Consider the following 20,581-nt stretch of genomic DNA (forward strand, 5'->3'; position numbering starts at 1 on the left):
TTAACTTTCATAAGCGTCTTCGCGCACACGCAAATTCTAACTCCTAACTCCTAACTTCTAATTCCTAATTTCCTCTCGGCGGCGCCAGCAAATTAATCCCCAGCCTAAACCCCGTATACGCCTTCTGCCCATATTCAAATCCCCAAACAAAATCTGCGCGGAGGATGCGGAAAACATTTTCCAGCCCCACACCGGCCTCAATGTAGCTGCTGTGATCGTTGATGTAAAATGTATTCATGCTGCCGACCAATTGCCAGTTCAGCTTTCGGAACAGCGGAATTTTATTGGTGAGAAACCCATTGAAGTGATGTTCTATATGTGCTTCGCCATACAGCGTAGCGGTATTGCTGAATTTGTAGTAAGGTAACAAAAGGAAGCCATTGAAATAATTGGTCACCATGGTGATCTGGTTGCCGTTGAAATGCTTGTAATCCGGCACCTGCACTTCTTTTGCCCTGTAGAAACCACCGGCAGAAATATTGTATTTAAAAGTTCCTGCCAGTTTCAGATTCAGATCATCGTTGACGCCTATGCGCCATTTTCCATAATCAACATCGCTGCCAAACAATCCCTTAATGCCCATAGTTACGCTGGCCGTAAAGGTTGGATATTTTGAACTGATCTCAAATCGTCTGTCCGGAAACTCAATGTAGCGACTGCCAGGTCTCCAGCTTACACTTAATGACAACATCGAAGCCTGGTGGCGTGTAAAGTTTTCAGACATCAGATCGGTTGGGTAATTTGGCGTATAACTTCGCGTATCCCAGGCCTTCCAGGATTGATCGGTCGTATTTTCAAGTGGCATTCTATCCTGGTATTGAAACCCGATCCTTGCTGTAAGCCCATCTGCAATGCCTTTTGAATAATCGATCCTGCCGCTCCATGCCTCGTATATCTTCATATAATTGTGCATCCAGATCAGGGAGGAGAAACTATTGAAAAGAGGGTCGATGGGATTGCTATTATTGAATTGATAAACGTTTTTACCACCACCTATCGAAAAGCTGGACGGCCGTTTCTTGCCCACATCATAAGAAGCTGTGAGATAGGCATTCAAATGCCCGTTACTAAAACCGTAGCGGATAAGCGGCGAAATGGAAACCGATCTGCTAAAGCCCGTGGAGTCGAGTCTTTTTGTGTAGGTCACCCGCGCATTAATCACCCATCCTTCAACTGTATTAAAGCTCACTGATTGTGCCAGCGGGAAAATAGTAAGTGTTGATCTGTTCTTTTGCCTGGAAATGGTTTGCCCCACAAACAAAATACCGGGCACAGAAGGCTTGTTGCGGATCCTGTCGATGGAATCCAGGTAACGCGGATCTTCGCGCAATTTCTCCAGGCTGTCTTTTTTATGATAGTCTCTTAGCTCTTCTGTCTGCAGTGGAACCGGACGTATCGTGTCCCAGTACAAACTATCTTTTTTGTTACTGCCCTCTTCATATTTCAAAACAGTATTGTCGAAGAATTTTTTCTGGAACTCCGGATGCACATCAAACTTCGAATAGATGTTTACAAAATTGCCGTACAGATCAAACCCGAAAACTTTAATGGCCGGATATACCACCTGTGTTTTTATTACCCACACATTCGTATCAAACGGCACATACAACTGGTTGATGCGTAATGTATCGAGAAACTGCATTTGCGACTCCTTTGTAATCTCCAGCTCCACACTGTGAATGCGCCAGTCATTGTCTGTAATGTTGATATAGCCGCTGAACAACGGCTCATACTTCCTTTTTGGAATTACCTTGATGCGGTTGACCTCGCGGCCATCCTCAATAAAACTTCCTTCAAATTTGTATTTGTAAAAATTCAGCGCATTATCTGCAATCGGAGAAATAAAACCACGCGGATTTAAGTTGGGGCCGAGGTCAACATTGTTCTTATAAAACGTGACAAACTGTGGCAAGCTGAATCCAAAGCCGTCTCTTTGTCCACTTACTTTTGTCGACAAGACTTCCACTTTAATTTTATCGTTTTGCGAAGAATACTTCATCACAGATTCTGAGAGGTACATCATTTTCTTCTTGCTTGTATCACCATCTTCAAAATCAATTTTCTGCCCCATGAATTTATTGGGATAGTCGCGCAGCTGCATTTGTCCTTTGATGTACACTTCACATTGAAACGTGTCAAGTTGTTTCAAATAAAACGGACGTTTTTTTATGGCGTTTCTTATTATCTCATACGCGGGATCTTCGCCACCCGGCCTCACCACTACTTCCGCCAACGAAAGTTGCTGGCGTGATAATTGAAAATTCAATACAACATCCTCGCTGCCTATCGTAATTTCTTTTTCTTTCCTTTCATAACCCACATACTGGCACACGATGGTATATGTACCGGGCGCTAATTGCAAAAAATATTTTCCTTCATTGTTGGCAGTAGTGCCATGTGTAGAGTTTTTGATAAGTATAGAAGCGAAGGGCAACACAGCACCTTTATCATCAGTAACGGTTCCGCTTATTCTACCAGCATAGGTGAAGAAAGAAACATGCAAGAGCAGTAGGCTCGCGATGAAGCGTATGGTGTGGTTCATAGTTAAATATAATAACAAAAAAACTGAATGCTAAATACATGACAGCGAACACATCATATGAAAAAGTTAAATGACATCTTAAAAAAAAATTAAAAGCAGCAACTTAATTTGCTACCAATTATAATAAGCATTCAACTAATCGCGTCACTTCTTCCCTCGTATTAAAGGCATGCAGCACAATACGCAACCGCTCCTCCCCTTTTGGCACCGTTGGATACAGTATGGGACGAATGTCAAAATTATTTTTCTGCAGTTGCGCCGCTACTTCTTTTACCGCTTCATTGCCCGGAACAATAACGCCCTGTATGGCAGTCGCCGATTGCATTTTTGTATATCGAAGCGGTGCATGTTGAAATTGCGCGATTAGTTCTTTCAAGTGCATTCTTTCTTTATGCAAAGAAGGAATCAGTTCATAACTTTTTTGAATGGCATTTACGGAAGCTTCGGGCAAAGCAGTTGTATAAATAAAAGATCGTGCATAATTGACAAGATAATTTCTCAATGCGTCAGAGCCAACAATGGCTGCACCATGTATGCCCATTGCTTTTCCGAAAGTATAGACCCGTGCAAAACAATGCCTGTGCAGTTGCGTGTGCTGCGACAATCCCTCACCATGTTCTCCAATAACACCAATTGCGTGCGCTTCATCCACAATAAGATTTGCATTGTAACGGTCACACAGACTAACCAAAGTGTGCATTGGGGCCATATCGCCATCCATTGAGAAAACAGTTTCCGTCACCACAAAAATATTTCCCTTTGCAAGGCTCAGCTTTTTTTCAAGATCAGCCATATCGTTGTGTGCAAACGAAAACGAAGTGGCGAAACTCAGCCTCAGGCCATCGCGTATACTTGCATGTGACAACCCATCGTAAATGATGGTATCACCTTTTTGCGCAATGGAACTTAACAAGCCGAGATTAGCATCAAATCCCGAATTAAAAATTAATGCGGTTTCTGCGTCATGAAATGTCGCTAACTGCTTTTCTACATTTTCTATCAGCGCATAATTTCCGGCCAGCAAACGTGATCCTGCAGAACCGTGCTTCAAGTTTTCATCCGGTTTGATCAGGTTATTTGTTGCAATGCCCAAATAATCATTGGAACAAAAATCAATCATCCCTTCCGTTAGCTTCAACGTTCTGTAAGCACCTGCTGCTTTTCGCTCTTCCAGTTTTTTATGCAGAAAATCCTCGTTCATAAAAAGCAAGTTATGAGTTTTGAGGAAAGGTTTTGAGTTTTGAGTAATGAGTTTTGAGTTTTCATGTGCAGCTCTATCAAAGAAACAAATACAATCTGATACGTAAACAGAACACTATTACGCCCGCGGCCACAAACTCATAACGCATTACTCAAAACCCAAAACTCATAACTTTACGCGATGGAACCTACAGAATCAATAAACGTCAAAAACATACTGGGTCTGCAATTACCTACAGATCCACGCTGGGTGAACCTGGCGGAGATTTCGCTGGAGGCGGTTTTAACCGATCACGCATATTGCGAGCAAAAAGCAGCCACCACCTGTATTTCGCTTATCCAGCGATATTCTGACAGGGTGGAACTGGTAGAAGAACTTGCTCCAATCGTTACGGAAGAATGGGGACATTTCCGGTTGGTTCTGGCAGAACTCAAAAAGCGAGGGCTTAAGCTGGGCAAGCAACGGAAGGACCTGTACGTAAACGCATTGCTGGAGTTCCAGGTAAAAGGCGGCAGCGTGGAAGACACCCTCCTCGACAGATTGCTGACCATGGCACTTATTGAAGCCCGCAGTTGCGAGCGCTTCAAACGACTGAGTGAAGGCCTGGAAGATCCTTACATGCAAAACTTTTATCGCCGCTTTATGGAAAGCGAAGCGGGCCACTACAAGCTTTTCATCGAACTGGCAGAAATGTATATCGACAAAGAAAAGGTTCGCAAACGCTGGAAAGAATGGCTGGATTTTGAAGCGGGCCTGATGCAAAGCATGGAAGTGCGCGGGGACAGGATTCATTAGGTAGTTGAGAATTGAGAGTGGAGAGTGGAGAGTGAGGAATTCACGATAACTCTCAACTCTCAACTCTCCACTCTCAATTCTCAACTCATAACTCACTACTTTTTCCTAGTTTTACACCCAACCAAAAAACTATCAACGATGCAGGTTCCTGTAATGGCGGAAATGTTTGCGAACGGACAATCACCAGACGTACTATTTTGGGTTGGATGCTCCGGAAGTTTTGATCAACGTGCTCAGAAAATAACCAAAGCTTTTGCTACCATTCTTACTAAAGTAGGAGTGAATTACGCCATTCTGGGAAAAGAAGAAATGTGCACAGGAGATCCTGTTCGACGCGCCGGAAACGAATTTATGTTTCAGATGATGGCGTATCAAAACATACAGATCCTCAACAACTATGGCATCAAAAAAATCGTAACCGCCTGTCCGCATTGTTTCAATACACTTAAAAATGAGTACCCTGACCTTGGCGGTAATTATGAGGTTATTCACCACGCGACATTTCTGCAACAACTGATTGATGAAGGCAAAATAAAAATGCAGGAAGGCGGCGTTTACAAAGGCAAAAAAATCACTTACCACGATAGCTGTTACCTCGGTCGCGCAAATAACATTTATGAAGCTCCGCGGAAAGTGCTGGAAGCATTGGATGCTGAACTGGTGGAAATGAAACGTTGCCGCAGCAAAGGATTGTGTTGCGGTGCCGGTGGCGCTCAAATGTTTAAGGAAGAGGAAAAAGGCGATATCCGCATAAATATTGAACGTACCAACGAGGCCCTCGAAACAGGCGCTTCTGTAGTAGCGTCCGCTTGTCCGTTCTGCAACACCATGCTTACAGACGGCGTTAAAAACAAAGAAAAAGAGAACGAGGTGGCTGTGCTGGACATTGCTGAGCTGGTGGCGATGTCAATGTAATTTTCAAATTAGCACATTTTCAAATTGTCCTTCAATTTTCAAATTCGGCTGTACTCATGAACGCATACTTCATTTCCGGTTTGGGCGCAGATAAAAGAGCCTTTAAGCACATTAAGGTTCCGGAAAAGTTCCATCCTGTTCATGTTGACTGGATCGAGCCCTTGAAGCGGGAAACTATACAGGCATATACAAAACGGCTCTCCACCATAATTGATGATACTGAGCCGTTTATATTAATCGGCCTTTCCTTTGGCGGGATCATTGCTTGCGAGCTGGCCAAAATTACGCGTCCGCAAAAAGTCATCATCATCTCCAGCGTTACTACGCACACTGAAATCCCCTACATGTACAGATTGGCAGGCAAATACAGCCTTGACAAATACCTGCCTTACACTTACATGTTGAAGGCAAACGCAACATTGTTCTGGCTCTTTGGGCCATTGACGAACGAAGCAAAGGTGCTTCTGGGAGATATCATAAAGGATACTAATCGTCACTTTTTTAAATGGGCGATCAGTCAGATTACCCGATGGAAAAATGATACCAAACCCCAAAACCTCTTACAGCTCCACGGAAAAAAAGACAAAATCTTCTGGAACTCCAAAGCCCAATACTACATCGATGGCGGCGGGCACTTCATGGTCTTTACTCACGGCGATGTGATCAACAGCTTGCTGTTGAAATTTGAAGATTTGAAGATTTGAGAATTTGAAAATTCATTCTGTGTCCCATTCACTTGTAACATGTGCAACAAGATTGTGTTAGAGAAGCATGACGAACCTGAACAATTCTCAAATTTTCAAATTCTCAAATTTTCAAATTGCCTACCTTCGCTCCATGAATCTCGAATACAAAGATCTATTACCCGAGGGTTTTGCACCGTCATCACGAGTTTGGGTGTACCAGGCGAGCCGTTTGTTTACTATAAATGAAGCCTTACAAATTGAAGGTCTGCTGGAAGAATTTGTAAACAGCTGGAATACACATGGAACGCCTGTTAAAGGCTTCAGTACATTGTTTTTCGGACAGTTTGTTGTGCTGATGGCAGATGAAACTGATGCAGGCGTAAGCGGATGTAGCACTGACAGTTCTGTTCGCGTAATCAAGCAAATTGAGCAAACCTACCAGGTAAATATGTTTGACAGGCAAATGCTGGCATTCGTCGTAAAAGACAAAATTCAAATGTTGCCGCTTGCGCATTTAAATCATGCCATTGAGAACGGTTTTGTAACGCCGGACACTTTGTATTTCAACAACATGGTACTTACAAAAGATGAACTGGAAACGAAATGGATCATTCCAGTAAAAGATAGCTGGCTGGCTAGGAAAATCGCCAAAACAGTTTAGGGACAATTTGAAAATGTGCTGATTTGAAAATTTGAAAATTGCGTTCAAGTGTAACAAACCCTTCTGGCACAGTCCTGTAGTATGTGTTACAAATGAATGCAGCGCACAATGCATTTTCAAATTCTCATATTTTCAAATTGCATTTCAGACTCCTCCATCACTATTCTACTTTTACTTCTATTATTATTTCTGTATAAATTACCTGTCTTGCTATTGACATGGCCTTTTGAACTCTTTACTTTTACATCGCCGTCCTACCTAATCCAACTATTCCCATCAAGCTTACTTCACTGATTTCACAAACATTTCTGCCCCCTGAAAATTAACAGCACATATTTGTTGTCAACCCCTTTTTTGCACCTAAACCTTGTGTTATGAAATGTCCTGCTCATTTGTTTGCACGGCACTCCTGTTGCTTCTACATACTGCAAACACTAACAGCAATGGCCCCATAATGAACATGTTGGGACCAATTCACTTCTTCAACAATTCGGGGAAAGAATCTGTCGTTTTCGAAAGTCAGACAGCAAATGTTTGTCCGTACACTATAAAAATGTTTTCACAACGGAGCCTCTAACTATTAATATAAACCTAAAAACGTTTTTATGAGAGTACGAATTTCAACTATTGCTTTGACCCTTGTCATCCTTTACACTGCAGGTTGTAAAAAAGCTTATGATTACATTGAAAAGAACCCAACCGGAACCTGCGACGCATGTAAGATCACACAGTTTGTGACTTACTCCGGTTCTTTTAAAACTGCACGCGACGTCAGTTATGACAAAAAAGGAAACATCATCAGCATTGTTGCACAAACAGACAATGTTCCTAACTACGACTATTACTTCCGATATGACAATAAAAACAGAATTGCAGAGCGGATAGCAGTGTATCATGGCTCACTCGGCGGCGCTATATTATGGGACTCTTACAGATATTTTAAGGATAAGATCGTCGACACCCTTTACACATATTCGGGGAATTATCATGATCCCGCGCCTCCGGTAAATAACTATATTGGTAAGACCTATGAAGAACTTAAACTGGACGCCCAAGGCAGAATCATCGAAGCCACATTCGTTCCTGGATTTGGAAATCCAAATCAGACTGTCAGTTACAAATATGATTTCAACGCAAATCTTTTACGTGACCCTAAGTCGCTTTATGACAACAAAATCAATGCTTACCGAACCAACAACATGTGGCAGCTAACACTTAGAGATTACAGCGCCAACAATCCCATTGACATTCCGGGAATAGATCAGCAAACTTACCCGCAAATTGTAAGCTATAACACTTACGGCCTTCCCACTAAGTACAGAACCAACCGCTATGCACCTAACTCGCTTTACACGTTTGGTTTCATCTACGATTCGCTGGAAGTAAAGTACGATTGCGATTTGTCTAAAATAAATTATTAAAAGTCCGTACGCTATACAACTTTGACCATTAACCATTAAACCTTAAATGTATGAAAGTTAAAAACCTTATCATCGCGGTATTTGCCTTTGGGTTATTTGCATTAAGCAGCTGCAAAAAACTGTATGACTATGTAGAACACCATCCCACAGCCACATCTGATGCATGTAAGATCACACAGTTTATCGTTTCTGAAAACGGGCTAACAGTGATCTTTGATGTTACCTACGACAAAAAGGGAAATATGACAAGCGTCGTCGCCCGCGAAGGATACCCTGTTTACATGAACTTCGATCAGTATTACAGATACGACAAGCACAATCAACTGACAGATCAGATTGTTGCTTACCATGGGTATTCCGTTCCAATTACCTGGCACTCTTATCAATATGCCCACAACAAGATTTTCGATTCTGTCTACTTTAACAGCGGCAATCTGTCTGACCCCAAACCTCCGGTCAATGCGCCTCCAAGTGCCAAAGTTTTTTACAACTTCACAACAGATAACGATGGACGTATCATAAGTGTAACGTCAACCGGCAACTACAATAATTCTTTCCAATACGATGCCAAGGGAAATCTCGTCCGCACTTTCCCTGCTACCTACGACAATAAAATAAATCCTTACAGAACAAATGAAGTGTGGCAGCAAGTCTTTTGGGACTATAGCGCAAATAATCCAATTGCATACCTGGCTCCGCCCAATTACTCCCTTGCGAAAATCGTGAGCTACAATTCTTATGGCTTGCCTACAAAATACGTGGCCTATGATGGCTTTCAATACAACACCAGCAAGTTTGGATTTGCATTTGACACGCTGGAAATCAAGTACGCCTGCGACATCTCCAAAGTAAATTACTAACCCTGCTTTACTACAAACACTAAAAAACGCTCTATTATGAAAAAAGCAACTGGTACACTCCTTATCATTATTGCAACGTTTTACATCACGGGATGTAAGAAACTTTATGACCAGGTAGACAAAGATCCCGGACAGGAATTTAAATACTGTGACATCAAAAAATTCAAGGTCTGGTTCAACGACAGTTACAATGAATTTAATGTCATCTACAACAACAAGGGACAACCGAAGGATGTTTTAGGCATCAATCCTGATACACCTTTAACACACTTTAGTTTCGATCAACATTTCCGTTACGATAAAAAGGGACGACTCACAGATTGGATATTAAATCCCCCCGGACAACAGCAGGTTTGGCTATGGGACACTTACCGCTATTTATCACCTACACAAGTGCTGGACACCACTTATGCACTTTATGGCTACGGTTCCTACATTACGGACCCACGTCCTCCTCTTGTGCCCATCGGCCCGATTCGCGTAAGACTCTTCGATTATGACCAATATGGACGAGTAATAAAAATGACCAACGCCCAAAACCCCAGCGAGGTTACTCTTTACGAGTACGATGCAAATGGTAATTCAACTTTCTATCCATCGAATGCCTACGATAGCGCTGTAAATATGATGCGCACAAATAAAATATGGATGTTCGTAAATAATAACAGCGATGTAAACAATCTTCGGGCCAACTACTACGGCTCAAATATATTTACTTACAACTCTTATATGTTGCCAACGTCAATGGAATTGGTACCCCGAGATCCTTTTACGGACGGAGAACAATTCATGACCGCTTTCGTATTCGACAAAATGGTGATTGAGTATGATTGTAAGGGAAATCCGAAGTTTTATTAGTGACTGAGTAAACTGAATAACTGAATAACTGAACATGAAAGTGCGGTCTGCATCAGTTATTCAGTTATTCAGTTACTCAGTTATTGTACTATTTGAGTTTCAAAAGTAAAGCGTAAACACCGTCCCCTCTCCTTCTCTCGACTGCACCTGGATATTGCCTTTGTGCAGCAGCATGATTTGTTTGCAGAGGCTCAAACCTATGCCACTACCGGTTTTCTTCGTGCTGAAGAATGGAATAAAAATTTTGTCTGCCACTTCGGGAGACATGCCGGCACCATTGTCGGCAATCTTTAAAATGGGTCTGTTGTTGGGTTGAATATATCCAGATAAAATTATCGATGGATGCGAAACCTCTTTTACCGCATCGATAGCATTCACCAATAAATTGATCAGCAATTGCTCAATTAAACTTGTATCTACATCTACCATTAACGACGGATCTTTCAACACAATATTCAGTTCAATATTTTTATGCAAAAGAGTTGGCTGCATCAAGGTATGCAGGTTTTCGAAAAGATCGCGCATATAAACTTTCTGCAAGTTGGGAGTAGTGATCTTATTGAAATTGCGATAGGCTTCCGCAAACTTCAGCAGGCCTTCACTTCGCTTTTTTATCGTTTCTACGCCCAGTGTAAAATCTTCCGGCACAGTGTTGCCGTTCTCTTTTCCGTACACTTCCAAACGATTTTTCAAAGTCTCTGCCAAGGAAGATATAGGGGCGATAGAGTTCATGATCTCATGCGTCATTACACTCAGCAATCGTTGCCATGCTTTGCTTTCCGTTTCATCCAATGCTTCACTCACGTTTTGAAAAGCGATCAGTTTAAATATCTTTCCATCGGTTTGAAAAAGCGTTGCAGACAATAATATCTTCAATGAGTTTTGTTCCTTATTGATCGTTACTACCTCATGTTCATTAGTATTCAGCTTGATCAAATGCCTGTACAAATTTTCATCGCGCTTCTCCAATGAATGAACCGTCTTCAGGTAAGGAATACCAAACATTTTCTTGAACGATTCGTTGATCCATCCAATCTCTCCCGAATTCAACTCATAAGATAAAATACCGGTATCCACCAGTTCGAGTATCTTCTGCAAATACTGATACTGCGTTTCCCTTTCCTTTGTAATGATCTTAAATGTTGAATTGATTTCGTTAAAGCCTTTACGTAATAGTTGAAACTCAGACGGCGCATGCTTCTCATCAAAGTACCTTGAGAAGTCACGATAACGTACCGACTCCACAAACTGCGAAACTTCCGTTTCCGCTTTTTTATGAAAGCGATAAAAACTCCAAACCAGGTAGATGATAACCGGCAAAGCAACTACAGCAAACAGGTATTGCTGCTTGTTTAAAAAATAAGCTTCTGCGCAAAGCACAATAAAAAGAAGGAGCACCTGCAAAAGGATTCCCCACTTGTAGCGTCTAAATGTCATATTTACTTAATCGGCGGTATAAAGCAGTTCTTGTAAGACCAAGCTCTTTGGAAGCTTTTGTGATATTGCCATTGTGTTTTTCTATTACACGAAGAATGGTATTCTTTTCAACCTCACTCAATAAATTTTCATCCTTCTCATCGTTATGCACGCTTGCATTTTCTATCGGAGAAAACAACAAATCCTTATCCTGCAGCAAAGCTTCCTCAGCCATAATCACTGCACGCTCAATGGTGTATTGCAGTTCGCGCACATTGCCGGGATAATGATAATTGATTAGTTTATCAATCGCCTTTTCTGAAAACTCCATTTTCGGTTTCAGGTATTTATTGGCGTACATATTCATAAAATGCTCTGCCAGCATTGGAATATCTTCTCTTCTTTTCCGTAATGGTGGCACAGTAATTTCAACAGTGTTGATGCGATAGATAAGATCCTTTCTGAAACGCTGCTCATTACTAAGCTCCTGCATAGACACGTTGGTCGCGCAGATTAAACGAATATCTATCGGAAATGACTGGTTGGTTCCAAGTTTGGTCACCTGCCTGTTTTGCAATACAGTCAATAGTTTTGCCTGCTGCTGCAATGAAATATTTCCAATCTCATCCAAAAAAAGCGAACCGGTGTTTGCCGCCTCAAATCTGCCCTGCCTGTCCTCACGGGCATCCGTAAACGCTCCTTTTTTGTGACCAAACAATTCACTCTCAAAAAGCGACTCTGTCAGGGCACCGACATCTACTTTTACAAAAGGTTTATCTGCGCGAAGTGAACGCTGGTGTACCGCTTTCGCGATCAAATCTTTACCGGTGCCGTTTTCACCAAGAATTAAAATATTGGCATCTGTCGGAGCGATCTTTTCTATTTTGTAAAAGATGTCCTGCATCAGCTCAGACTTTCCAAGCAACTCCTTGCCTATTACAGAATCCGCTTTGTCTTTATCTCCATTGCCGCCATTGCCACCCAGGCTCTTTTTCAGCGCATCCTTAATCGCCGTTATCAATCTTTCATTGTGCCATGGTTTTACCACAAAATCCGTCGCCCCTTCTTTCAAACATCGCACTGCCAAATCAATGTCGCCGTAAGCTGTAATCATAATAACAGCGCCGCCAAACTTCATTTCGCGTATCTTCTTCAACCAGAAAATTCCTTCATTGCCTGTATTAATAGAACTGTTGAAGTTCATATCAAGCAGGATAACATCAAATGAATTTGAAGTCATTAGAGAGCGTATATTTTCGGGATTTTTTTCTGTAATAATGCTCTTGGCCTCTGTCTTCAACAAAAGTCTCACAGCGGTAAGCACATCAGTATCATCATCAATCACTAGTACGTTGGCGTTTTTCAGTAACATGGGAAACAAAGCAGATTAAGGTAGTAGAGTAATGTTTCATCAAATGTACCATTCAAAATCGGGATTTGAAATTTGCCGTTTGAAAATAACTGAATAACTGAATGACTGAATAACTGAAGTTTGTGTGTAACATACCTCCTATCCCAACGTCTCTATTATTCAATAATTCAATGACTCAACCCGTCAGTTATTCAGTTATTCAGTTACTCAGTTACCCTACCATCCCAAAAGCGTACGGAAAATGTATCATTACCGAACACTGGTTTTTGCATACGGATTATAATCAATTGAAAAAAAGCGACTTATGATTTGGCACAGCTTTCCGTAATATTGGTATACACAAAATTCGACAAGAAAATTTTCAGCCATGAACCTTGTCACAAAAAAAAGTTTGCCTGCAATTATGATCACTGCGATGATCATCGCGTTCATCCCGATTTTCGTGGTTGCGGGCAACTGTTCTAACAGATGTGCTGACGTGCCAAAGGTACAAGTTCAGCAACCAGAACAAGAAGACGTAGTGATCGGAAAGTTTCACGAATTGATTTTGCTTTACTTATAAAAACAACTAAACGGTGGATAGAGTAATAGAAAAAAAGAAATGGTCCTCGAAAAGAATAATGACGATCGGAGCGATAACAGGCATTGTACTATTGGTTGGCGCCAGCGTTTATTACACTTCAGGCAATTCGAAACTAAACGTAGATTCGGAACGCATCACTATCAGTGAAGTAAAAAAAGGACCTTTCCAGGAATCAATTCCTGTGAACGGCGTAGTACTTCCCATCACCACAATTTATCTTGATGCCGCTGAAGGCGGACGAGTAGAAGAAAAGTATGTGGAAGATGGAACAGTAATGAAGAAGGGGCAGCCCATCCTGCGCCTTTCCAACACAGACCTTGCCCTGAGCCTTGTAAACCAGGAAACACAGGTTTACAACCTGCTGACGCAAATGCAGATTGCGCAAAACGCTGCTCAACAAAATACAGTAAGCAAGCTCAACCAAATGACAGACGTTGACAATTCATTGAAAGAAGCTGAGCGTATTTACAAACTGGACAAACATTTGTACGAGCAAAAGGCCATCGGTTCGCAGGAATTCCGCCAGGCTGAAAACACTTATAACTATCAACTACAGAAGAAAAAACTTTCTGAAGAAATTTTAAAACAAGATTCTGTTTCAACAAGACAGGGTGTTACGCAAGCGAAACAATTGTATAATGGTTCGCAAAACGCCCTTGACCTTACGCGAAAAAAAGTTGGCGATCTTGTTGTACGTGCACCGGTTGACGGTCAACTAACATCTCTCGATGTGGAAATTGGCCAGAATAAAAACAAAGGCGAAAGACTTGGACAAATTGATGTATTGAGCGGCTACAAAGTTCGTGTAGATGTTGATGAACACTACATTTCACGAATCTTTACCGGATTGAGAGGAACTTTTACTTTTGCAAATAAATCATACACGCTGCAAATCAAAAAAATATTTACGCAAGTAACGAACGGACGTTTTCAAGTGGATATGGAGTTTGTAGGTGAAGTGCCGCAAGGCATTCGTCGCGGACAAACTTTGCAAATATTACTGGCACTCAGTGATGAACGCCAGGCGTTGCTTGTACCACGCGGAGGCTTTTATCAACAAACAGGTGGAAGCTGGATATTTAAAGTAAGTGATGATGGCAAAACAGCTTACAGGGTGAACAACATTCAACTGGGCAGCCAAAACACCGACTATTACGAAGTATTACAGGGCCTGAATCCTGGAGACAAAGTGATTACTTCCAGCTATGAGAATTATGGAACAATGCAGGAACTGGTGTTGAAGAACAAGTAAAAATTTATAAGTAGAAAGTCAAAACCAGAACCTGACAGTTATAGTCGCGAAATTTCCACAACGAGCTTTTGACTTTAAACTTTGACTTTTTGCTTACCAACAACTATTAACTATCAACTAACAACTATCAAAAATATGATCAAGATTACCAACCTTGAAAAAATTTACCGGACCGAAGAAGTTGAAACGATTGCGCTCAACAAATTGACAATTGATGTGAAAGAAGGAGAATTCGTTGCCATTATGGGGCCTTCTGGTTGTGGCAAATCAACACTGTTAAACATATTGGGATTGCTGGACGATCCGGATGGTGGCAGCTTTATTTTCAATGGTGTTGAAGTGGCACACTTCAATGAAAGAAAAAGAGCCGACATGCGCAAACACAATATTGGTTTCGTATTTCAAAGTTTTAACCTTATCGACGAACTAACCGTTTTTGAAAACGTTGAACTTCCGCTAATATATACCGGCGTTAAACCTGCAGATCGCAAGAAACGTGTAGAAGAAGTGCTCGACAAAATGCAGATCATGCATCGCCGCAACCACTACCCACAGCAGCTTTCAGGTGGCCAGCAACAACGTGTAGCTGTCGCAAGAGCAGTGGTTAACAATCCTAAATTGATTCTCGCCGATGAGCCTACAGGTAACCTCGACTCATCAAATGGTAACGAAGTAATGGAACTTCTAACCGACCTCAACGAACAAGGCACTACCATCGTAATGGTTACCCACAGCGAACACGATGCACGCTTTAGCCATCGCATTATCAGGATGCTGGATGGAACGACTGTTACAGAGAATATTCTGATCTAATTAATAATTAATAATTAAGAATTAATAGGGCGTCAGCCCTTATTATTTCGAACACATCGCAAGTTTGAAGACAACTTCAACTACTGCACCTATTAATTCTTAATTATTAATTATTAATTGAACCCTCAGGTTGATAACTATCAATTAAACAGTCATGATCAAAAACTACTTCAAAATAGCCTGGCGCAACCTTACACGCAACAGAGCGTACACCATCATCAATGTGCTTGGTCTCACACTTGGCGTTGCATGTTGCATACTGATCTATACATTGATCATGCACCATTTAAGTTTTGATAATTTTCATAACAACAAGGATAGAATTTACCGCGTGGTTAGCGAGTATCATGATGGCGATGAATCAGGATATAACCAGGGCCTGCCTTCTCCTGTTGGCAAGGCCATTCGCAACACTACTACCTTTGCTGAACAAGTAGCAAGGGTGATCAGCTTCGACAACGAGTTAATCTCTCTGCCAAAGGAAAAAGAAGTAAAAAAGTTCCAGGAACCTTCAGGTGTTGCATTTGTAGAACCTGCTTTCTTTTCGATCCTTAATTTCCCATTGGTGATGGGCAATCAAAGCACAATGCTTAGTAGTCCTAACACTGCTGTTATTACTCAAAAATTAGCGAAGAAATATTTTGGTTCTGAAGAAGCAGCGATGAACAAAACCATTCGCGTTGAAAATAAAACAGACTTCATTATTACCGGCGTTTTAAAAGACCTTCCAAACAATACAGACAGACACCAGGAAATTTATGTTTCATATGCTAACCTAAAAGACTACAGCGAATGGATGGCGGATGATGCGAACGCATGGCACGGCACATACAGTGAATGCCATTGCTTTGTGTTATTAAAAAAAGGAGTAACCACAGCAACAGCCAACGCAGCATTGGCGCAAATAGTTAAAAACAACTACGAAGGCCGCGAAGCCAAAGCAAGAAAATATACAGTGCAGCCATTGGCAGACATTCACTTCGACACAAAATATGACGCCAATACCGACAAAAAATATCTGTGGGCGCTGGCCTTCATTGCAGTGTTCCTAATCACTACAGCGTGTGTTAACTTTATTAATCTTGCGACGGCACAGGCATTGAATCGTTCTAAAGAAATAGGCATCAGAAAAGTATTGGGCAGCATGCGGTCACAACTTTTCTGGCAATTCATTGCAGAAACTTTTATCATCACTTTTTTTGCATTCTGTCTTGCTTATTGGATCGCAAAAATGACCGTTCCTTATCTCAATAGTTTGCTTCACGTTGAGATGGAATTAACCTTCTTTCGAAACTATCAGCTGCTGCTTTTTTTACCGTTGTTGCTGCTCGCTGTTGTATTTCTTTCCGGCTCATATCCCGGCCTTGTATTGGCAAGGTTTCAACCGGTATTGGCATTAAAGAGTAAGCTTTCGCAAAAACATATCGGGGGTTTTTCTTTGCGCCGCATCCTGGTGATCACACAGTTTGCTATTTCACAAATGCTCATCATTGGCGCCATTGTTATAGCAAGTCAAATGCATTATTCGCAAAATGCAGACATGGGATTTACAAAAGATGCAATAGTTATCCTTCCCGTACCTGATACCACGAAGGTCAAAATGAATAATATGCGCGACAGGCTTTCGTCGTTAGCAGGTGTTGAAAAAATCAGTCATGGTTTCTCACCGCCAGCCGCTCAAAGTAACAATTCATCAGGTGCATTTTATAACAACAACCCTGAACCTGAACACTGGTCAGCGAATCAAAAAACAGCAGACAATGATTATATCAACACATTCGGTTTGCAATTGATCGCCGGAAGAAATTACGTGCCCTCAGACACCGCGAAAGAATACGTAGTAAACGAAACATTTGTAAAGAACCTGGGGTTGCAACCGAAGGACATACTTGGAAAAAATATTAGCGTGAATGGTCCTAATCACAGATTCCCGGTTGTTGGCGTGGTAAAAGACTTCTACAATCTTTCCTTTCATAGCAAGATCGAGCCACTTGTTATTTACCCTGATTATGGTCGTTACCAAAACTGCGCGATCAAAATGAACATGAACAACATTAAATCCCTGTTACCTGCTTTTGAAAAAATATGGAACGAAGAATATCCCGATTATGTTTATAGCTACGAATTTCTTGATGACAAGATTAACAAGTTCTACGAACTCGATGTAATGATGTTGCGTCTCATACAAATATTTACAGGCATTGCTGTATTTATTGGCTGTCTTGGATTGTATGGACTTGTTTCATTTATGGCCGTAAGAAAAACAAAAGAAATTGGAGTAAGAAAAGTGTTGGGCGCGAGCGTTCCTAACATACTCTGGATATTCGGCAAAGAGTTTTCAAAACTGTTATTGATCGCCTTTGTCATCTCTGCACCTATTGGCTGGTGGACAATGCATAAATATCTTGAAGATTTTGTGTACAGGATAAACATTGGAGCGGGCATATTCATGCTGTCTATACTGGCAACATTTGCTATTGCCGTTGTAACGGTGGGGTATCGTTCGGCTAGAGCAGCGTTGGCGAATCCAGTGAAGAGTCTGCGTACTGAATGACAAACCGGAAATACCAATTAATAATTAATAATTAATAAAGAATAGGGCACCACCCATTTCGATCTCGAGCACATCTATTGCTTTAAAAGCTTACTGGGTGCAGCACTTATTAATTCTTAATTATTAATTATTAATTGAACAAACAGCAATTTCAAAACCACAACCACACCACCATGTTCAAAAACTTCTTCAAAGTTGCCTTTCGAAACCTGCTGAAAAGAAAAGGTTTTACGATCATCAATATCAGTGGTCTGGCTATTGGCATGGCCAGTGCAATTTTGATTTTGCTGTGGGTGCAGAATGAAGTCAGTCGTGATCGATTTCATGAAAAAGGCGACAGGATTTATAGAGCCTACAATAAAAGCATTTTTGACAATAAGCTGCAGTGCTGGAGCACTACCCCGAAAATACTCGCACCTACCATACAAAAAGATTATCCAGAAGTAGAAGAAGTAACAAGAGTGCATTGGGGAGCAAACTTACTTTTCTCTCTTGGTGACAAAAGATTAAATGTTCGCGGCACAATGGTAGATTCAGGATTTCTTCACATGTTCAGTTTGCCTTTGGTGAAAGGCAATCCTGACAAAGCATTGAGCAATACCTATTCAATCATCGTTACAGAAAAACTGGCAAAGAAACTTTTTAGTGATGAGGACCCGATGAATAAAGTTGTGAAAATTGACAACCGGGACAACTTTACAGTAACCGCCGTCATGAAAGATCTGCCGAACAACACTATGTTCGATTTTGAATACCTGTTGCCATGGTCTTACATGAAGGCCCGTGATTGGGATGATGATAACTGGGACAACAACTCTACGATGACTTTTGTAATGTTGAAGCAAAATGCCAGCATCACAGCTTTCAACAACAAAATAAAAAACATCACTTACGATCATTTAAAGGGGCGTGAAAAAATAGAAGTGTTCATGTATCCTTTGGAAGATCAATATTTATATAATCGTTTTGAAAATGGAAAGCCCGCAGGCGGCCGTATCACCACCATTCGCGTTTTCACAACCATTGCAATGCTTATTCTGCTCATTGCCTGCATCAACTTTATGAACCTAAGCACCGCGAGAAGTGAAAAACGTGCCAAAGAAGTAGGCATCAGGAAAGTTGTAGGTGCCATGAAAAGTTCGCTCATCACACAGTTTTTAGGAGAGTCCGTTCTCATTGCTCTAATAGCGGCTGTCATCGCTATTGTGCTGGTACAACTTGCATTGCCTTCTTATAACTTGCTCGTAAAAAAGAATCTGCGACTTGAATTCGGCAATCCTTATTTCTGGTTAGCGGGCCTTGGCTTTGTCTTGTTTACAGGATTAATTGCGGGAAGCTATCCGGCGTTTTTCCTATCATCGTTCAGGCCCGTAGCCGTATTGAAAGGCACGTTCAGAAAAGTGAGCGCATTGATCACACCCCGCAAAGTATTGGTAGTGGCACAGTTCACCTTTGCCATCGCTTTGATTATTTGCACCATCATCATTCAACATCAGATCAACTACGCACAGCAACGCGAAACAGGTTATGATAGAACTAATCTCGCCTACGTTTTCCTTTGTGGTGATATGGAAAAGAATATGCAGCTTATTAAAAATGATCTGATAAGCCAGGGCATTGCAACAAACATAAGTAAAACCAGTGCGCCTATAACCGAAAGTTGGAGCGACTCCTGGGGTTTTGAATGGCCGGGAAAAGATCCCAATGACAAAACTGATTTCTACCGTTTCTGCAGTGATGGCAACCTCGTTAAAACAACCGGCATGAAGATCATACAGGGCCGCGACATTGATCTTATCAACTATCCTACTGATTCTACTGCCCTTGTACTAAATGAATCAGCAGTCAAAGCAATGAATCTTAAAAATCCCATCGGCACACCAATAAAAGACAACGGCATCGATTGGCACGTTGTGGGTGTGGTACAGGATTTCATTCTGCAAAATCCTTACGAACCAATGCGACCCATGGTTGTGGAAGGGCCTAAAGGCTGGTTCAATGTCGTGCACATAAAATTCAACGAGGCAAACGGCATGCAAAAGAATATTGCCGAGACCGAAAAAATATTCAAGCGCTACAATCCTGAATATCCTTTTGAATACAAATTTGTAAATGAAGAGTACGCGCAGAAATTTGCAGACGAAGAAACAACAGCCACACTCGCAAGACTTTTTTCTGCATTAACCATCTTCATTTCCTGCCTTGGTCTTTTTGGCTTGGCCACTTACATGGCAGAAAACAGGATCAAAGAAATTGGTGTCCGCAAAGTACTCGGTGCATCAGTCGCAAATATTACAGCACTGCTATCAAGAGATTTTTTACGCCTTGTAATTGTTGCCATCGTTATTGCTACACCCATTGCATGGTGGGCAATGCACAACTGGTTGCAACATTACACCTATCGTGTTCCCATAAGCTGGTTTACATTCATCGTAGCCGGTGTGCTGGCAATTGTTATTGCCCTTGCCACTGTAAGCTACCAGGCGATTAAAGCAGCTGTGGCGAATCCGGTGAAAAGTTTGAGAACTGAGTAAAACAATTAAGAATTAAGAATTAGGAATTAAGAATTCCTGTTTGTCGGTTATGCTTTACTAATGGCGAGCGCAAAGGATGTGTGAGAAAAATGAAATATGCAGCACATAAAGCATTCTT

The 20,581-nt window shown here is 41.4% G+C and carries 16 protein-coding genes; 12 read left to right on the forward strand and 4 right to left on the reverse strand.

The features are described from left to right. Positions 1-64: 64 nt before the first annotated feature. Positions 65-2,542, reverse strand: a complete 2,478-nt coding sequence (locus tag KTO63_RS20130; protein WP_217793707.1) for a DUF5686 and carboxypeptidase regulatory-like domain-containing protein — start codon at positions 2,540-2,542, stop codon at positions 65-67. A 118-nt stretch (positions 2,543-2,660) separates the two neighbouring features. After that, complete coding sequence (locus tag KTO63_RS20135) at positions 2,661-3,743, reverse strand: aminotransferase class I/II-fold pyridoxal phosphate-dependent enzyme (protein WP_217793709.1); 1,083 nt, start codon at positions 3,741-3,743, stop codon at positions 2,661-2,663. A 180-nt stretch (positions 3,744-3,923) separates the two neighbouring features. Between KTO63_RS20135 and miaE the strand changes: the two genes are divergently transcribed. From miaE to KTO63_RS20170, 7 genes are all read left to right on the forward strand, one after another. Further along, positions 3,924-4,538: a tRNA-(ms[2]io[6]A)-hydroxylase gene (gene miaE / locus KTO63_RS20140; RefSeq protein WP_217793712.1), complete on the forward strand. Its 615-nt coding sequence runs from the start codon at positions 3,924-3,926 to the stop codon at positions 4,536-4,538. 138 nt (positions 4,539-4,676) lie between these two features. Beyond that, positions 4,677-5,453: a (Fe-S)-binding protein gene (locus tag KTO63_RS20145; RefSeq protein WP_217793714.1), complete on the forward strand. Its 777-nt coding sequence runs from the start codon at positions 4,677-4,679 to the stop codon at positions 5,451-5,453. Between the two features lie 56 nt (positions 5,454-5,509). Further along, the gene (locus KTO63_RS20150; RefSeq protein ID WP_217793716.1) at positions 5,510-6,157 is read left to right on the forward strand and encodes an alpha/beta fold hydrolase; all 648 of its coding nucleotides are present in this window, start codon (positions 5,510-5,512) and stop codon (positions 6,155-6,157) included. Between the two features lie 133 nt (positions 6,158-6,290). After that, the gene (locus KTO63_RS20155; protein ID WP_217793718.1) at positions 6,291-6,800 is read left to right on the forward strand and encodes a hypothetical protein; all 510 of its coding nucleotides are present in this window, start codon (positions 6,291-6,293) and stop codon (positions 6,798-6,800) included. Between the two features lie 605 nt (positions 6,801-7,405). Then, entirely contained in the window at positions 7,406-8,221 is an 816-nt protein-coding gene (locus tag KTO63_RS20160) for a hypothetical protein (protein WP_217793720.1), read from the forward strand. A 50-nt stretch (positions 8,222-8,271) separates the two neighbouring features. Next, complete coding sequence (locus KTO63_RS20165) at positions 8,272-9,081, forward strand: hypothetical protein (RefSeq protein ID WP_217793722.1); 810 nt, start codon at positions 8,272-8,274, stop codon at positions 9,079-9,081. 36 nt (positions 9,082-9,117) lie between these two features. Continuing rightward, the gene (locus KTO63_RS20170; RefSeq protein ID WP_217793724.1) at positions 9,118-9,939 is read left to right on the forward strand and encodes a hypothetical protein; all 822 of its coding nucleotides are present in this window, start codon (positions 9,118-9,120) and stop codon (positions 9,937-9,939) included. A 99-nt stretch (positions 9,940-10,038) separates the two neighbouring features. On the opposite strand, the gene KTO63_RS20175 is transcribed toward KTO63_RS20170, so the two are convergent. Both KTO63_RS20175 and KTO63_RS20180 read right to left on the reverse strand, forming a co-directional pair. Further along, on the reverse strand, positions 10,039-11,376 hold the full coding sequence (locus KTO63_RS20175; RefSeq protein ID WP_217793726.1) for a sensor histidine kinase: 1,338 nt from the start codon (positions 11,374-11,376) through the stop codon (positions 10,039-10,041). Then, the gene (locus tag KTO63_RS20180) at positions 11,366-12,727 is read right to left on the reverse strand and encodes a sigma-54-dependent transcriptional regulator (protein WP_217793728.1); all 1,362 of its coding nucleotides are present in this window, start codon (positions 12,725-12,727) and stop codon (positions 11,366-11,368) included. Before KTO63_RS20180 ends, KTO63_RS20175 begins: the two co-directional genes overlap by 11 nt. A 367-nt stretch (positions 12,728-13,094) precedes the next feature. Between KTO63_RS20180 and KTO63_RS20185 the strand changes: the two genes are divergently transcribed. The 5 genes from KTO63_RS20185 (at position 13,095) to KTO63_RS20205 (ending at position 20,463) form a co-directional block, all read left to right on the forward strand. Continuing rightward, entirely contained in the window at positions 13,095-13,289 is a 195-nt protein-coding gene (locus KTO63_RS20185) for a hypothetical protein (RefSeq protein WP_217793730.1), read from the forward strand. Between the two features lie 13 nt (positions 13,290-13,302). Beyond that, complete coding sequence (locus KTO63_RS20190; RefSeq protein ID WP_217793732.1) at positions 13,303-14,562, forward strand: efflux RND transporter periplasmic adaptor subunit; 1,260 nt, start codon at positions 13,303-13,305, stop codon at positions 14,560-14,562. Between the two features lie 135 nt (positions 14,563-14,697). After that, positions 14,698-15,375, forward strand: coding sequence for an ABC transporter ATP-binding protein (locus KTO63_RS20195; protein WP_217793734.1), 678 nt, complete (start codon positions 14,698-14,700; stop codon positions 15,373-15,375). 154 nt (positions 15,376-15,529) lie between these two features. Next, the gene (locus KTO63_RS20200) at positions 15,530-17,929 is read left to right on the forward strand and encodes an ABC transporter permease (protein ID WP_217793737.1); all 2,400 of its coding nucleotides are present in this window, start codon (positions 15,530-15,532) and stop codon (positions 17,927-17,929) included. Between the two features lie 173 nt (positions 17,930-18,102). Further along, a complete protein-coding gene (locus tag KTO63_RS20205) occupies positions 18,103-20,463 on the forward strand; it encodes an ABC transporter permease (RefSeq protein WP_217793739.1) in 2,361 nt (786 codons plus the stop codon). Positions 20,464-20,581 lie beyond the last annotated feature (118 nt).

The organism is Pinibacter aurantiacus (assembly GCF_019130065.1).
Classification (GTDB): Bacteria; Bacteroidota; Bacteroidia; order Chitinophagales; family Chitinophagaceae; genus Pinibacter; species Pinibacter aurantiacus.

Coding starts and splice junctions, on each gene's coding strand:
- KTO63_RS20130 (WP_217793707.1), bottom strand. CDS start 2,542: ATGAACCACACCATACGCTTCATCGCGAGCCTACTGCTCTTGCATGTT.
- KTO63_RS20135 (WP_217793709.1), bottom strand. CDS start 3,743: ATGAACGAGGATTTTCTGCATAAAAAACTGGAAGAGCGAAAAGCAGCA.
- miaE (WP_217793712.1), top strand. CDS start 3,924: ATGGAACCTACAGAATCAATAAACGTCAAAAACATACTGGGTCTGCAA.
- KTO63_RS20145 (WP_217793714.1), top strand. CDS start 4,677: ATGCAGGTTCCTGTAATGGCGGAAATGTTTGCGAACGGACAATCACCA.
- KTO63_RS20150 (WP_217793716.1), top strand. CDS start 5,510: ATGAACGCATACTTCATTTCCGGTTTGGGCGCAGATAAAAGAGCCTTT.
- KTO63_RS20155 (WP_217793718.1), top strand. CDS start 6,291: ATGAATCTCGAATACAAAGATCTATTACCCGAGGGTTTTGCACCGTCA.
- KTO63_RS20160 (WP_217793720.1), top strand. CDS start 7,406: ATGAGAGTACGAATTTCAACTATTGCTTTGACCCTTGTCATCCTTTAC.
- KTO63_RS20165 (WP_217793722.1), top strand. CDS start 8,272: ATGAAAGTTAAAAACCTTATCATCGCGGTATTTGCCTTTGGGTTATTT.
- KTO63_RS20170 (WP_217793724.1), top strand. CDS start 9,118: ATGAAAAAAGCAACTGGTACACTCCTTATCATTATTGCAACGTTTTAC.
- KTO63_RS20175 (WP_217793726.1), bottom strand. CDS start 11,376: ATGACATTTAGACGCTACAAGTGGGGAATCCTTTTGCAGGTGCTCCTT.
- KTO63_RS20180 (WP_217793728.1), bottom strand. CDS start 12,727: ATGTTACTGAAAAACGCCAACGTACTAGTGATTGATGATGATACTGAT.
- KTO63_RS20185 (WP_217793730.1), top strand. CDS start 13,095: ATGAACCTTGTCACAAAAAAAAGTTTGCCTGCAATTATGATCACTGCG.
- KTO63_RS20195 (WP_217793734.1), top strand. CDS start 14,698: ATGATCAAGATTACCAACCTTGAAAAAATTTACCGGACCGAAGAAGTT.
- KTO63_RS20200 (WP_217793737.1), top strand. CDS start 15,530: ATGATCAAAAACTACTTCAAAATAGCCTGGCGCAACCTTACACGCAAC.
- KTO63_RS20205 (WP_217793739.1), top strand. CDS start 18,103: ATGTTCAAAAACTTCTTCAAAGTTGCCTTTCGAAACCTGCTGAAAAGA.